Origin of the sequence: Tateyamaria sp. Alg231-49 (assembly GCF_900143535.1) — a bacterium.
GTDB lineage: Bacteria > Pseudomonadota > Alphaproteobacteria > Rhodobacterales > Rhodobacteraceae > Tateyamaria.
Window position 1 is genome coordinate 46,118 of record NZ_FRFA01000021.1, and the last position, 15,982, is coordinate 62,099.

General features: G+C 54.7%; 9 protein-coding genes and 1 pseudogene. 6 read left to right on the top strand and 4 right to left on the bottom strand.

Annotated elements, in window-relative coordinates; genetic code table 11:
- Positions 1-46: 46 nt before the first annotated feature.
- The gene (locus tag DHN60_RS20190) at positions 47-2,776 is read right to left on the bottom strand and encodes an AsmA family protein (protein ID WP_108839119.1); all 2,730 of its coding nucleotides are present in this window, start codon (positions 2,774-2,776) and stop codon (positions 47-49) included.
- Positions 2,777-3,184: 408 nt separating this feature from the next.
- Positions 3,185-3,823: a potassium channel family protein gene (locus DHN60_RS20195; protein WP_159089309.1), complete on the bottom strand. Its 639-nt coding sequence runs from the start codon at positions 3,821-3,823 to the stop codon at positions 3,185-3,187.
- Between the two features lie 604 nt (positions 3,824-4,427).
- Between DHN60_RS20195 and DHN60_RS20200 the strand changes: the two genes are divergently transcribed.
- The 6 genes from DHN60_RS20200 to DHN60_RS20225 all read left to right on the top strand — a co-directional run bounded on the left by DHN60_RS20200 (position 4,428) and on the right by DHN60_RS20225 (position 14,731).
- Positions 4,428-6,008 carry an arylsulfatase gene (locus DHN60_RS20200; protein WP_108839121.1) on the top strand — a complete coding sequence of 527 codons (1,581 nt, stop codon included), beginning with the start codon at positions 4,428-4,430 and terminating at the stop codon, positions 6,006-6,008.
- A 212-nt stretch (positions 6,009-6,220) separates the two neighbouring features.
- The gene (locus tag DHN60_RS20205) at positions 6,221-8,329 is read left to right on the top strand and encodes a mechanosensitive ion channel family protein (protein WP_159089310.1); all 2,109 of its coding nucleotides are present in this window, start codon (positions 6,221-6,223) and stop codon (positions 8,327-8,329) included.
- 213 nt (positions 8,330-8,542) lie between these two features.
- Complete coding sequence (locus DHN60_RS20210; RefSeq protein ID WP_234423725.1) at positions 8,543-9,406, top strand: DUF302 domain-containing protein; 864 nt, start codon at positions 8,543-8,545, stop codon at positions 9,404-9,406.
- Positions 9,407-10,028: 622 nt separating this feature from the next.
- Positions 10,029-11,945 (top strand): DUF3604 domain-containing protein, encoded by a 1,917-nt coding sequence (locus DHN60_RS20215; RefSeq protein ID WP_108839123.1) that lies wholly within the window; start codon positions 10,029-10,031, stop codon positions 11,943-11,945.
- 4 nt (positions 11,946-11,949) lie between these two features.
- On the top strand, positions 11,950-13,740 hold the full coding sequence (locus DHN60_RS20220) for a DUF3604 domain-containing protein (RefSeq protein ID WP_108839124.1): 1,791 nt from the start codon (positions 11,950-11,952) through the stop codon (positions 13,738-13,740).
- Between the two features lie 7 nt (positions 13,741-13,747).
- The gene (locus tag DHN60_RS20225) at positions 13,748-14,731 is read left to right on the top strand and encodes a transporter (protein ID WP_159089311.1); all 984 of its coding nucleotides are present in this window, start codon (positions 13,748-13,750) and stop codon (positions 14,729-14,731) included.
- 588 nt (positions 14,732-15,319) lie between these two features.
- On the opposite strand, the gene DHN60_RS20230 is transcribed toward DHN60_RS20225, so the two are convergent.
- Positions 15,320-15,715, bottom strand: a complete 396-nt coding sequence (locus DHN60_RS20230; protein ID WP_306416022.1) for an adenylate/guanylate cyclase domain-containing protein — start codon at positions 15,713-15,715, stop codon at positions 15,320-15,322.
- A 92-nt stretch (positions 15,716-15,807) separates the two neighbouring features.
- Positions 15,808-15,982 (bottom strand): annotated as a pseudogene (locus DHN60_RS20235) (IS3 family transposase); the annotation flags it as partial.

Consider the following 15,982-nt stretch of genomic DNA (forward strand, 5'->3'; position numbering starts at 1 on the left):
AGCCTTTCGCGGGGCGCGTCTCAGCACGTCACCGCAAAAACGTCGTTCATTGAAGCTGTAAGATATCTGGCACGCATATCTTGCGTCGGTCTGGCATCGTCGATGCACCGTCTGATCGGCGCAACTTGCGAGGACCATCCTTCACTTTGACTTTGGGTTTCTTCAACGACCCGGACAGCGTAAACGGCCAAGGGCTGCGCGCCAGTGGCTTGCCAATACGGCGAGGTTGGCCAACGACATCGAGGGTTTGATTTTTGACATCTACATTGCCCAACACAACAATCTGCACTTGATCAGTCTCTATGACAGCCTGTTTGGTCGAGATGCTGCCGCCGGAGATGTGGAACGGCGCATTCACACATACGATGGATGCCGTTGGACCCGGTGATTTGGAAAACAGCCACGGGACGACGCCCAGCCCTGCCAAGTCCAACAACTGCGTGTCGATGCTGCCATTGTGCATTGAAAGGGTTGCGGATCCTTCGAGCGAGCTTAGAAAATCCTCGGTCGAGGATGGGCTGCCCGAGACGTCGAAACTGGCGTTCAGGGTTCCACTGGCGCGTTTCTTGAAGTTGATCGCTTGCATGATTTTGCCAAAATCCCATCCTCCGGTGGAGCCGGAGAACTCTATCCTGTCGGGTGTTTCGTCCAGATCCATCGCCGCACTGACTTCAATATGGCCACCGCCATATTCGAGTTTCACGGGGCCCAGTCGTGCCTTTTTGCCTGTCAATTCAAGGTCGGTAACAAGACTGGTTGTGCCATGCGCACCTTCGATTTTGCGCAGGTCAATCCCAACATCGAGGTCCATACCCGACAACAACAGCGCCCGGCCCAGAGGTAACAGGGTGACGTCGCGGAGCTGATTAGGCGGTTCGTCCGTATTTTCGTTGGTTTCGGTTTCCTGGTTCAGGACAAGTGGCTGTATCTCGACCTCGTCGGCTGAGTTGGGTTCGGTCGTTGGCGTCTGCCCCACATTGTCGAACCTCGCCAGTTCTACTGCTGCGGATATCACGTCACGCAATTCGTCGATCTGGATCAGATCGCTTTCTATCGACCCCTTCACAATCGAAGACGAGTCTTCGGCATCTAAAGAGCCTTGAATCTCAAGCTCAGACGTCGATACGCCCATACGCACGTTTGCGTCCCACTGCGTGCCTTCGCTGATTAGGTTGGCGTCAAACTCCAGCGGCCCGGCCTCGACCCGTGCAAGCCCAAGGGTCTCGAGCAGATCCGCAGTCGACGGAACATCGGCGACGACATTCAGCGCGACATCGCCGAAATTCAGCGCATTGCGGACCGAACCTGTGACGTCGAGATGCCAAAGGTCGGTATCTTGCGAGGAGGCGTTCAAATCGGAAATCCCAAGAACTTGTGCATTTCCACTGAGCCGGAATTCACCAGTAATCCTGCCCAACCCATCGGAGTCCTGGAACAGTTCCGCGCCGAACAGTGCCGCGGCTGGTAAAGTGATGTCTGCATCAAAATCGGCGCCTTCCAGTCGCAGCGCATCCTCGACCGCGCCTTCGACCACTAGGATTGGCGCGTCAGGCGGACCGATCCGAAGCACCACATTGCCAAGCCGCACAAGGCCGTCCTGAGTACGTGAGACGCCGGAAACGGCAATGGGCGGAGGGCCAACGCCGCTGGTGTCGAGAACGAAGCCGTTGGTTTCGATCACCATGCTCCTTTGAGGCACCCCGTCGGGTTGCGCAGCAAGGCTCATGTCTACACTGATCAGTTTTAGGTTTCGCCGCGTGGTGGTTGGCTCTGGTTCCTGATCTTCGGGGTAGAGCCGGATGAGTGTGTCAATGCTGACGTCTGAAGGATCGCCGAGAACGCCGATATCCCCCTCGACCAGAAAACTTTGTCCGGTGTCCAGATCAATGTCGACCACCAGATCGTCGATGCGAGCCGTTCCGGCGGAAGCTTCAAAAGCTGCGGTGATAGAGCCGGTGCCAGCGACAGTTTTTTGCAGTTTGAGTGCATCCAGCAACTGTCCCAGTTCGGCAATTTCGAGCGAAAGGTTCGCGGACAACCCATTTGCATAGCCCGCGCTGTCCGGCTGGCCGTTAATGAGGACGGACATTTGGTCGAATGCAGCTTCAATCTGAAACGGTTGATCTGGCGGCAGCTCAGCCGTCAGAGTCAGAGCCTCACCGTTCAATGCTCCATCACCATTCACAACGAGGGGGGCTGAGGTGTCCGCGCGGCTGATCTCCAGCGTAGACAGGACGAGATCGAGGTCGAGCCCGTTTTGTGCACTGCGGTAAGTCAGGCTGGAATTTGTAGCAGTGATCTTTCGCTCAGCCAGAAATTCGAGCGGGTCCTGTCGTGTCTCGGTGTTCGTGGGCGCTGCGGCAGCCTTTGGACTGCTATCGTTGGCAGCCCAGGAGGTCGTGCCATCCTCGTCCGTCAGAAGCGTTGCGCGAAGGCCGTCCACCAAGGGCTCAAGAACGTTGATACGCCGGTCCAGCAGGTCCGATATCGCCAATCCAAACTCAAGGCGGTCGATTTGGACCAAGTTTACATCGGTCATGGTGGCGCTGGGCAAGGTGACTTCGGCAACTGCCACGCGCAGTACCGAGCCCAATGCGATCCGCAGCCCGCCCTGAATCTCAATGTCCTGACCCAGTTCCTTGCTGAGATAACGTGCGGCAAAGTCCCCTCTAGGCTGAGATAGGAACGGCGAGGCGAGCGCCAGCCAACCGAGGAACAGAAATACACCGATCACCCCAGTGACCCAGATCGCGGAAAGTTTCACCCATTTCGGCATTTATTAGTCCTATGACGAATAACCAATTCTTAGCATTGCACCTTTTACTTCACAGGCCACAAGGGAATACCTTCGCATTGATAGCGAAGAGTGCCTTGGCAATCCACTTTTCAGAAGGAAAGTCCTGCGTCAAAGTCGGTCGCTTGAAGAGCAGATGGTGCATTGCCTGCCATATCTGCTTGAGGCGGGCAGGGCGTTCACCTGACATTTCAGGATGAGGAAACGCCCCCAATTCGTGAATTTAGAACCAGTTTTGAGTGTGTACGCCGTGGTGTGGTGATGTACTTCTGCTGCGCGACGTTGAGGATTTTCTGCATGAACGCAGTATCAAAATCAGCCGCGAAACTGTTCGGCATTGGTCCAGCCTGTTCGCCCCCATGTTTGCCGCCGAAACAGCACCAGCCGCCCTCAGTCTTTGAACCTTGCGACCACTCTCCCGATGAACACGGCTATGTAGATCGTGCCAGTAGCCGCCTGAAGGCCAGCCAACAACCGAGAGACCGGAGCCGCTGGGGTGATGTCTCCGTACCCGAGAGATGTCAGGGTAACCAAACTAAAATAAATGAATTCTGACGATGTTTTGTGATCAGACGGAGAGTTGAAAGAGCCGGGGGCCCCTAATTCGATCTGTACGTAAAGAAGCGACCAGCTCACGCCTATTAGGATGTAGCCAAAGACGGCTCCCATTATCGGATCAAGGCCGGCCTGTTTGTTGTGTGCCAATTCGGACAACGTCACCATAAGGCAGCCGAGCAATATGCATGCGGTTACGAGCATGAACACTGGCCCAAAGTTGTTGGAAGGATCAAGAACCCCGGCCACTCCAAGCAGTAGCCATAAAGCGACGAGACCAAGCCCGACATTTTTAAGCAGCGGCAGCAAGATCGCCGCCCGAAGGGTTCCGACGAAAACGAGCGTAAAAGCCGAAATAGTGATGATGTCGCTATGAACGCTGCTATCAGAGGTCGCGGACAAGAACATGGCCCCGAGCAGCAAAACCAGAAGGCTTGTCCAACGCCAGTTTTTCAGAGCGGCTATCAAGCTCACGTTTTCCATCGGATGCCCTACTGTCTTTGTTTCATGCACTGGAATTTAGAAGCTTGGTACAAACAAGCCAATCTGACTGTGCTTGTAGGCAATCGCACAGACTTTTTAAACAGCGTCACACCGTCTCATTTAGCTCTGGCTTGGGGCATCGGGCATTCACACCTCGACGCAACAAGATGGGGTTGATGAAATTGTCGGCCATGCTGCCAGCTCCTTCAAGCTGACACGACTTGCCGCGCTTGCAGGGTGGCGTTCACATTGCTCCGAACATGTTCACACATTTGACGGAGAGCTGAGACTGGTACGAATTGGTCTGACAAGACCCGACCCCCTCTTCAACCTGAGCGATTTTGCGCGACAAGCAGGCATTGGAAACTTGTAGCGCGGGCGTCGCGTGTCGAAAGCCAAGCGTTTCAAGGTGTTTTGAAAAAGCGTCAGATCATTTTCGTTCACTCTGCGCTCCTTCAGTTTCACGTGGTGACTTTTAAATTCCAAAAAGTGTAATTTAAGTAAACCGTCGTTGTGGCCAGCTACCCACGCGACGTAAAATCGTTGTAAGCGGGGCCGGAGAGCATATCGCTTGAAACACTCAGGAGAGCAGCGCATGCGCAAAGCCCAATCCATCTTATTTTCAGTGACAACCGCCTTTGCCGTCGTTGGCACCATGACGGTGTCTGCCATGGCGGATACCGATCAGCCAAACATTCTGGTCATCATGGCTGACGATGTGGGGTGGGCCAGTTTGGGTAGCTATCATGGTGGTGTAAAAAGCATTCAGACACCTAACCTTGATCAGTTGGCGGCGGAGGGCATGCGCCTGACCGACTATTATGCGCAACCAAGTTGTACCGCTGGCCGGTCTGCATTCATCACCGGGCAGTACCCGGTGCGCACTGGCATGCACACTGTTGGTCTTCCTGGAGACCCTGACAAAGGATTGAGCGACGAAGACCCGACTCTGGCAAACATGCTGAAAGCGCTGGGCTATACGACAGGTCAGTTTGGGAAAAACCACTTGGGCGATCTCAACAAATTTCTACCTACGGTCAAAGGCTTTGATGAATATTGGGGCTGGCTGTACCACCTGAATGCGATGGAATACACTTCTGATCCCGACTGGCCGAAAGACCCGGAATTCGGCGCTGTCTTTGGGCCGCGCAATATCATCCATGCTTATGCGACAGATACAGTTGATGAAACTGTTGAACCTCGTTGGGGTATGGTTGGCAAGCAGCGCATTATCGATGATGGACCCGCTCCGCCTGTTCGGCAAGAAACGCTGGACGATGAAGTGACCAAACACACCCTCGACTTCATTGACCGTGCGGTAGAAAGCGATACTCCGTTTTTTGTCTGGATGGCTCCGGCTCGGGCTCATGTGTGGACACACCTCAGCCCCGAATATGAGGCGATGCTTGGTGACGGCCGTGGCCTGCAAGACGTTGTCATGAAAGAGCTGGACAACAATGTCGGCAAGGTCATGGCGCATCTGGACACGCTTGGAATAACCGACAATACGATTGTTGTGTTTACGTCCGACAATGGACCAGAAACGATGACGTGGCCCGACGGCGGAACCACACCGTTCCACGGCGAAAAAGGAACGACCTGGGAGGGCGGTTTCCGTGTGCCAGCCATCATCCGCTGGCCGGGACAAATTCCTGAGGGACAGGTCAACAACGGTATCTTTGACGGTCTTGACTGGATGCCAACGCTGGTTGCCGCAGCAGGCGGCCCGGACAATCTGCCCGAGGCTCTTTTAGAAGGGTATGAGGGCTATCAGGTGCATCTGGATGGCTACAATCAGTTGTCATTCCTGACCGGCGAAACTGAAAGCAACCGTAAGGAAATCGTCTATTATGAAGGTCCTGATCTTCAGGCCGTGCGGTATGGCGATTGGAAGGCACATTTCACAGTCCAAACCCATGGATGGGCAGGTCCGAAAGACGAGCTAAACGCTCCTCTCCTGTTCAACTTGCGGCGCGATCCCTACGAAAAGGCTGCGGACGAGTCTGGGATGTACACCCGCTGGATGGGCGACAAAATGTGGGCGTTTGGCCCAGCGGCGCGCCTCGTTAAGAAACACCTGTCAACCTTTGCCGAGTTCCCCCCGCGTGGCTCTCAGGTGACAAACCAAGCGCATGTGGAAGAACAGATTTCCACTGAAGGCGGAATGTCACAGTAGTTGATTAATTAGTGAGGGCGGTGCATGCCGCCCTCATTGTTTGAAGTGGGATTCTCTTTTGCCAGAGACGCGCATCAAATGTTGAACAAAGATATGGGAAATCCCTAATGCACTACCTCCGGGCTATCGCAGTACTCATCATAATTTCGCTGACAAGTTTTGCAGCACAGGCTCAGACGGAGCCTGTGAGTGTCTTGGAAGTGCAAAACACAGTGAACAATCTTCACTCCCAATTGAATGAAGAACAATTCAATGCACTGGCCAGCTTTCTTGACGTGATGTCCACGGGGCAACCGATCGAAGCAACCAGCCCTGAGGCCGAAAGCCCTGGATTAATAGTGATGATCCGCGGGGCGCTTACAAATTTCGCACACTCGGCTGGAAGAAATATCAGCAACATTCCTGTGGTTATTAGCAGTGCCGTTGCCGCAGGTGTTGGATTCTTCGAAACGCGCGGATTTGGCGGAGCGCTCATGTTCCTTGGTGCCTTGGCCATTACCATAGCCGTTGGCTTTGGGGCAGGGCGCCTGGTGTCCACAACTATCGGAAAACTCAGGCCATATGACACAGGCCATGTGACCGACAATCTGGGCTCTCAAGTCAAGGCACTGGTCTCACGTTTGGCTGCGGACGCCATTGGATTGATTGCATTCATCATCGTGTCTCTTGTGATTGCAAATTTTGTATTTTCAGAGGGGCCTGACAGAAAAATTGCGGTGGCATTCATATCGGTCGTGCTGGCCATTCCCTTGATAGCACGGGTCGTATTCCGCTTTCTGTTGGCGCCTCATAGGCCTGATCTGCGGACTGTCACGACCGATGACTGGACCGCGCAGTTCATCTATCGAAACTTTGTCTTGTTCGGGGGCGTCACTGGACTTGCCTTTTTCTTAAACACCCAGCTTGGCGATGGGCCGTCGGACGCAAAAGACAGCCTGCGGTTTTGTGTTGGCCTCTTGCTCCATGCATGGATCGTTTACATCACATGGCGCGCACGTGGCGGTTTGACTTCCATACTGCTGGGGGATGACGAAGCGCAAACCGCTGGCCTTGCGCGCATGGCGAGTTGGTGGCCGAAGGTTTCAATGATCCTCGTGTCTCTGAACTGGGTTACGCAGCAACTGTTGCTGTCCAATGGTATTACTTCGATCCCCCCTTCGAGAAGTATGGCAGGGCTTGTTCTGATCGTCGCGGCACCGTTCCTCGATACTATGCTCAGAGGTCTGGTCAGGCATCTTGTACCAAAACCAAATGGTACAAGCGAAATTGCGTTGAATGCGATCGAGGAGATCAAGCAAAGCTATATTCGGGTCGGGCGGGTTGTACTGGCTGCGGTCCTTGTTCTTGCCATTGGCAAGCTTTGGGGACTTTCCTTGGGGGATTTCAAAGAAGGCAGCTTGGGGCAGAACATTGCCGCAAATGGCGTGCAGTTCCTACTGGTTGTCGCGTTTGGGTACATCGTGTGGGAGTTTGTGAACCTCTGGGTCAACAGAAAGCTGTCAGAGGAACAACCGGCAGCGGAACAAGGCGAAGAGGTCGAGGCAGGCGGCGCGGGGAAAAGCCGTTTGGCTTCTGTATTGCCGCTCATTCACATCGCGCTGCAGGCTACAATTGTGACGATCACCATATTGTTGGCGATCTCGCAGCTTGGCGTGAATATCGCCCCATTGTTGGCAGGCGCCGGGGTTCTTGGTCTGGCCATCGGGTTTGGTGCCCAAACCTTGGTGAAGGACGTTGTCTCTGGCGTGTTCTTTTTGCTGGATGATGCCTTCCGAGTCGGAGAGTTCGTCGACGTGGGTGGAACGCTGGGTTCTATTGAAAGCATCTCTATCCGGTCATTGCGCCTTCGTGATGCGACTGGCCCGGTCCATATCGTGCCCTACGGTGAGATTGCCAAGCTAACAAACCACAGTCGTGACTGGGTGATCATGAAGCTCAAGTTCACTGTGCCTTTTGATACGGATCTTGAAAAAGTACGCAAAATTTTCAAACGCATTGGGCAGGAATTGATGGATGATCCGGCCCATGCGGGTAACATGCTGGCGCCGTTCAAATCTCAGGGCGTGGCCGATGTGAACGATGTTGGTATTGTTTTGCGGGGCAAGTTCACCACCAAACCCGGAACCCAGTTTACGATCCGCAAAGACATCTACAACAAGGTGCAAAAAGCTTTTGACGAAAACGGCATCCAGTTCGCCCGCAAGGAAGTGCGTGTCAACGTGTCAGGCACCAACGAGGGTGACCAACTGAGTGAGCAGGAAAAACAAGTGGTTTCTGCTGCAGCGAGTGAAGCTGCTGAGACGAGCGATGGTCAAAAATAGTTTTGGTTCTAGTGGCAGCACCTGTGAGGGTGCTGCTGCAAAACCATCGTCGGACCGAGACCTGTCATTTTCGCCAGAGAAAACGCAACGTCGGCGAAGCTGAGCAATGCTTGGTCCGATAAAAGAGTGACTGCAAAGGTGATCGCCCGGAATGTCTATTTTGGACACAGGGCTGCAAGACATGCCGTGCGTACAAAGCTGAATGAGGGCTTGATGTTGAAAACCTTGTCTCTGGAACGTGTGGCGGCGGGCGCCATGATGATGGCCTTGATCACGAATGTGGCGACCGCATCGCCGCAACAGACGGCGGTCGATGACAGCCATGCGGTGCTAGAAAGTGTCATAGAAACGGCCGGGTTCGACATAGTTGCTTCGATTGATCACGCACGCCTGGCTGCCGCCGAAAGCGTTGAGATGCCGCCGTCTAGGGTTCTGATATTCTCTGACGCAGACGTGAGTGCGCCCATTCTGCGCGACAATATTCGTGCGGGACTCGATCTGCCATTTCGTGTGCTGTCTTATGCCGACAAAGGCTCTGCAAAGGTCGTCTACACAGGCGCAGAATTTCTTCAAGTACGTCACGGGCTCACGAACACCGCCGCACTTGAAGACTTTGACGACAAACTCAATGAGGTAACAAAAAATGTCAGCGCCATTGCCGCGCCGATAGAGGGGCTAACCCGTAACTACGGCATCATAGAGTTAGAATCCAAGCTGAGTGTTTCCGAAGCCGTTGCCAGTCTAACTAAAACTGTCAGAGGTCAGGATGACACGATCTGGTTTGGAGAGGTCCGTTTTTCCGAGGCAGCTTCTGAAGCTGGAGAACAAGTGCCCGAGGCCGTTTTGTTGCTGTTTGGCGGTCCGGCTCCGGGCGGGGTGGCAATGGCGGATTTCCCGGCAATCGGGCTTGATGCCTTTTGTCAAAAGCTGTTGGTCTACGCTGGTGATAACGGAGGTTCCGTTGTGATATTCAACGATATCGCAGCATTTGCTGAACTCCATTACGGTGCATCGGCCAAACCCCATCACGCGTTAAACGAACGTTTGACCGCGACATTCACTCAGGCGCTCCAGTAGCCGCGTTGACTAAACGGCAAGTCAGAGAAAGTTGGGTCTAGACTGGCCAGCGCCTGATCGAACGCCCTAATTTGGTACCGACAACCTAAGACCTCACTTAGTGGGTGATGCCCATATGGTTGCATCTAACGAACGGCAATTGTCGCGGGACGTCCCTATGCCGATCAGTGGCATTGTAAGAAGAAACCAGCTTGAGACGGAGAGCGCGGTTACATCGCTTTGCCCGATAACAAAACGCTCTGCCTTCCAGACGAACCCGTTTGTTGCCGATGTCGCGAAACATGGTAACGAACTTTAAACGAGTGGTGAAATCCAAGCGGTCTTCTGCGGCGATTTCGCCAAAACAGCCGTCGAAACAAACAACTCAGTCCGGTACCAGATCGCCAAACAGAACAGAGTTGGCGCCGGTGCCTTGGGGGTTTGGCCGGTTTGAATTTCCAGCCAAAAAGGGACCTCGGAATAAAATTCGTAGCGTTCGATGACCTAGTCGACTTATGATTTGGCTACGTTTGTGGGCGGCCCTTCGATCATGATTGGGTGGAGGGGCCAAAAAAGCGCCTTCGACTGAGGGCCAACAAGGTACGAGAACCCATGGACACAGATAAAGACTAGGAAAGCTCGAATGAATTTTAAACAATGGATTGCAGCACTTATTCTCGTTCCAGTGACAGGGCTTGCCCAGGACGCCATTAACCCCGAAGGTCTGCCAGGCCAGGCGGGCAGGCCCTACTCCCCTTACGCCGACCGTGGTTATCCCACACAGGTTTATTTTGGCGATACCCATGTACATACTGGCCTATCTGGGGACGCAGGCGGCGGAGGCACACGGCTCATGCCCCGCGACGCCTATCGTTTCGCCCGCGGTGATCAGGTGACATCAAACACCGGTCAGCCTGTAAAGCTTTCGCGTCCGCTCGACTTCTTCATGATCACCGATCATTCCGATGCGATGGGTGCGATCACCGACATCATTGGTGGTGCTCCCAACATCATGGCAGACGAACAAGGGCGATACTTCAACGAAAAGTTCAACGCTGGCGGAGAGACCGCGATGCGCGCTGCGCAGGAACTCGTTGCGGCCTTTGCGCAGGGCAAGGTCTCTGAGGCGCTAAACTACCAGCCCGGCAATCCTGCCTATGCTCGTGTTTGGGATGACATCATCGCCGCCGCTGAAGAGTTCAATGACCCTGGACGCTTCACCACCTTCATCGCCTACGAGTGGACCTCGCTGGTGAAGGGCAACAATTTGCACCGCAATGTCATCTTCCGTGACGGGCCCGAGCGTACCGGGCAGATCGTACCTTATACGACGACACCACCTTTGGGTTCGCCGAACCCGCGTGATCTCTGGACTTGGATGGAGAATTACGAGGCGCAAACCGGTGGAGACGTATTGGCCATTCCTCATAACGGAAATCTTTCGAATGGCTGGATGTTCTCGCAGAAGGACGACTTTGCCGATGGTGCCCAATTGGACGCCGCCTACGCTGAAGCGCGCCAGAAATGGGAGCCGCTCTACGAGGCGACCCAGATCAAGGGTGACGGCGAAGCTCATCCCATGCTCTCGCCGGAAGATGAGTTCGCCGATTTTGAGACTTGGGACTACGGCAACCTTGACGCATCGGAACTAAAAACACCGGAGATGATACCAGCTGAATACGTTCGCTCTGGTCTCCAGCGCGGTCTTGCAATGGAGGCTGAACTTGGCGTGAATCCCTTCAAATTCGGTCTTGTTGGCGCGTCGGATACCCATACAGGCCTTACTCCACCGGACAATGACAATTTCTACGGCAAGTTTACGGCTTATGAGCCGAGCCCGCATCGGGCCGAGCATGTGTCGAAGACCTTTGCCGATGGGTCGGTTGCGCTCATGTCGCACCAGTACATTACTGGCGGGCTAACTGCAGTCTGGGCTGAGAACAACACCCGAGGCGAGATCTGGGATGGCATGAAACGTCGCGAGACCTACGCCACCACTGGCCCGCGCATGCGGGTGCGCTTCTTTGGTGGCTATGGCTTCGAGCCGGCGGACGTCCTGCGCCGGGACCTCGCCCTGGTGGGCTACAGCAAGGGCGTGCCCATGGGGGCCGACCTGCCTGCTGGAGAAGGCCCACCTTCATTTCTTGTCTATGCGCTGCGTGACCCGATGGGTGCAAATCTCGACCGCGTGCAGATCGTCAAAGGTTGGCTTGACGAGACCGGAGAGCAGCGTGAGATGGTTTATGATGTTGCCTGGTCTGATGATCGCGTACTTGATGTTGACGGCAAGCTGCCACCAGTTGGAAATACGGTCGACCTGTCGATCCCGGCTTGGACCAATACCATCGGCGCATCAGAGCTAGGCGCTGTGTGGAAGGACCCGGACTGGGCCGCCACCCATAGCGCCTTTTACTATGCGCGCGTCATTGAGATTCCGACACCACGCTGGACTGCATATGATGCGGTGAAATTCGACGTCGACATGGACGACGACGTAAAAATGGTCTCGCAAGAACGCGCCTATTCTTCCCCGATCTGGTACACTCCTCAGAAGGACTAATCCGATGCTCAAACATCTGCTTTCAGCCACCGCTCTGGTTGTCACCACCGGTTTTGCGATTGCTGAACCCAATCCACTGCGAGATGCTTATTTCGGCGAAACACACCTACATACAGCCTTTTCGCTCGACGCCTATATCGGCGGCACGCGCCTTATGCCTGCCGACAGTCTTGCCTATGCGCGAGGAGAGGCCGTGACGCTGCCTGACGGCTCGATTGTACAGCACAAGCGCCCGCTTGATTTTGCGGCGGTAACCGATCACGCGGAATACTTGGGCGAGATGTATTCGACTATGTTCGAAGATGCGCCTGGTCACGACGACAAGGATCTTGTTGCGTTGCGGGGGTTGGAGAGCCTTGAAGATCGGCAGGACTGGTTCATCAAGTACGTTGTCTCATCAAATCGCTCAGCCACGCCTCAGCACCCACCTTTTTATGCAGGTCCGGCTACGGCAAGATCGGCGTGGCAGGTTATTATCGAGGCAGCTGAAGAGGCCAACGAGCCCGGTGTGTTCACCGCCTTGATAGGCTTCGAGTGGTCGGCCGCGCCAAACGGCGCAAACCTGCATCGCAATGTCTTGTTTCGCGATAGTAACGTTCCCTCGATTGTGCCGAGCTATATCGACATCAACGAAGAGGAAAACCTATGGGCCTGGATGAAAGAGCAGGAAGCCGAAGGCCGCCACCTCTTCGCCATTCCGCACAATTCCAACGCCTCCAAGGGCCGGATGTTCCCGGACATTGACAGCTTTGGGGATGCGATGGACCTTGAATACGCGCGCACGCGGCAGGCTTATGAACCGCTGATCGAAATGATGCAGGTCAAAGGCAATTCCGAAGTGCATCGTAAGTTCTGGGCCGCAGACGAATTTGCCGGTTTCGAAAATGCAGACTCCATCCAAAAAAACTCAGGCCGAATTTTCCGTCAGCGCGATTTCGTCCGGGGTGGTTTGGTCGATGGTATCGGCTATGAGTTTGCACTCGGCGTGAACCCGTTCAAATACGGCTTCATCGGGGGGACGGACAATCACAACGGATTGATGTCTGAGGTGGCCGAGGATGAGTTCATTGGGGCACACGGCCCCGAAGATGGAAGTGTGGAACGCCGCCGCACCGGCAGCGTTGCCGGGTGGATCGATGGGCAAGACCTTTCTATCGGATCGCTGGCAGGCGTGTGGGCCATCGACAATACCCGCGCCGCGATCTGGGATGCGATGAAACGGCGCGAAACCTTCGCCAGCTCAGGCCCCCGCATCAAAGTGCGTATGTTTGGCGGAGTGGACCTGTCAACACCGACAGACCCAGTGCAGATGGCACAGGAAGGCTATTTGCTCGGCACTCATATGGGGGGCAACCTGAAGCCGGCCGGCGCGCCGCCGATGTTCACCGTCTACGCAGAGAAAGACGCCCTTGGGGCCAACTTGGACCGAATACAGATCATCAAGGGTTGGGTCGATGAATATGGCGATGCTAACGAGAAGATCATTGATGTCGTCTGGGCGGGCGACCGTGAGATTGATCCGGACACCGGTAAATTGCCCGCGGTGGGCAACACGGTTGATCTGACCACAGCGCTGTACACCAATGACATCGGGGCGCCGATGCTGATGGGCAGTTGGACGGACACGGATTTCAATCCGCAGTCGAAGGCCTTCTATTATGCCCGCGCGCTTGAAATCCCGACTCCGCGTTGGACAACCTATGACGCGGTGCGCAACGGGCTGCCTTTGCTGGAAAACGTGCCGGCCACGATCCAGGAACGCGCCTGGGGGTCGCCAATCTGGTACAGTAACTAGGGAAAAGATGATGAACAGAAGCTACTGTATCGCTTTCGCGGCAGCCCTGAGCGTAAGTGCATCGACCGCTTGGGCGGTCGAGGGCGGATTGGGGGCTTATCTTCTTGGTTCCCGGACAACGTTCGCTGGTATCGTCCCGGGACCCGGTTCTTATCTTGGCATCGACGTCGTGACGTCCAGCGGGTCTGTTGATGGCCTGTCGCTGGCTGGGCTTCCGATCCGCGCCGATACCGATCTGGACCTTACCTTTGCCAAGCTCAGTTACACTTACGTGTTTGACGCCGCGCTATGGGGCGGAACACCCGCTCTTAACCTAAACATACCGTTTGTGCTCGACGCTGATCTGACCTTCATAGGAGAGACTCCACCCATCGCTGGTTTGCCCATCAGTGACAGCACTTCAGGTATTGGTGACATAACCATTACGCCGATGGTTGGCTGGCACTCTGGCATGTTGCATTACAGTGCAGGCCTGTCCGTCTTTGCCCCGACCGGGTCTTACAATACGGCGTCGATCGATGTTCCGGCCAGAACGATCAATGCACTCAACACTGGCAAGAATATCTGGTCTTTTCAGCCCGTTTTTGCGGTTACACACATGAACCCGCAAACTGGACTTGAATTCTCGGGTGCGGCAAGCCTGCTGTTCAGTACTCGAAACAAGGACACAGACTACCAGAACGCTCCTGCGCTGAACCTGGAGGGGACGGTGATGCAGCACCTGCCTTCAGGCTGGGCTTTCGGAGTCACAGGCTATGCATACCAGCAACTCGACGACGATTCCGGCAGCGGTGCCGCCTCCACACGAGCCGCGCTCGGGGCGTCCAGCCTGCAAGCGAGAGTGTTCGGGGCAGGCCCTATGATCAGCTATTCCGGAGCCTCTGTTTTTGGCAAAGACGCGAGCTTTCAAGTAAAATACTTCACCGAGTTTGGAGCCAAGCGCCGGTTCGAAAGCGATACATTGTGGTTCAATATGTCTTTGACGTTCTGACCGCCCCCAGAATTTCCTACTTGGAAGTAACTTTACCGAGCAAAGCCAATTCTCACTCTATCGGTATGGCTCGAACAGTTTGACCAATCCTGCTGATATAAAGGTAACCAACGGCCAAGGGTTGCCGCAAATGGCGTTCTGGTCACCATTGGGGGTGCTACTCGTTTGGATGGGGTCGGATATCATGACGTCTTAGCGAAAATACCTGGGCGCTTTGTCTGCAATCAATATCTTCTCGCTCTTGTTTGACTACATCGATGCGTTTCGTTGGTTCAAAGGCGACCGTGATTGGCCAGCGTTATTAAAAGCCCGAAGACAAAAGCCACAATGCTACAGACCTTTTGATGCTCAACGTGCACTCAGGGCAGGCTCTATCCAAGCGTAAACTCCTGCATGCAGAAGGCGGTATTTAGCTATGCTCCAGAGAGAAGGCGGTTTGGGCTCAAAGTTGACCTGCGCTGCTTGGACCACCAATGGCTGCTCTGCTCGATCAGAATAGAAACGTGCATAAACCGTACCAACTGCAAACTGCGCGCTTATAGTTGCAGACGACGAATTCTGGCCATCACCTCCTGCTGAGCTCTGATCTCAGTTGCTATCAGAGAGCTGCCAGATGTCTTGTTCGCCAAACCCGCGGATGGCCTTTTTGCCGACATGCTCAAGGTCGAACTGGTCCTTGAGGACGTTTGCGACACTGTTTTGAACCGTGATTTGCATCGGTTCGGAAAACTCCTGCAGGCGAGAGGCAAGGTTCACGGCAGGGCCGAAAATGTCGTAGACGTACTTTTGTATCCCCACGACTGACCCAACAACTGACCCGGTCGACAGGCCGATCCGGCATTGCCACTGGTGTGGGTGGCTCAGGTTTCTGCGTTTCAGGTAGCGGACAAACCGGATGGCAGTGTTGGCGATGGCCTTGGCGTGATCCGGTGTGGGGTCAGGGAGACCGGCAACGGTGATGTAGGCATCGCCAATTGTTTTGATCCGCTCACACCCGAATTGTGCCCGTCGTCAGGGTTTTTGGAACCAATGGCGGCTTGAACTAAGAGAGAGTTTGGCTCATCTGGTTGGTTGCATTATGCGGCGCGTTGTCCGTGATGCAAGCGCCGCGCTTCGAGTGTCTTTCGTTTGATCCTTTCTCTTTCCTGTAGAATGGCTTTGTCCCTGCCGAAGTAGACGTTGGCGGGCGTGACGTTGTTCAAGCTTTCATGGTAGCGTTGGTGATTGTAATGATCGACGAAGGTTTCGATC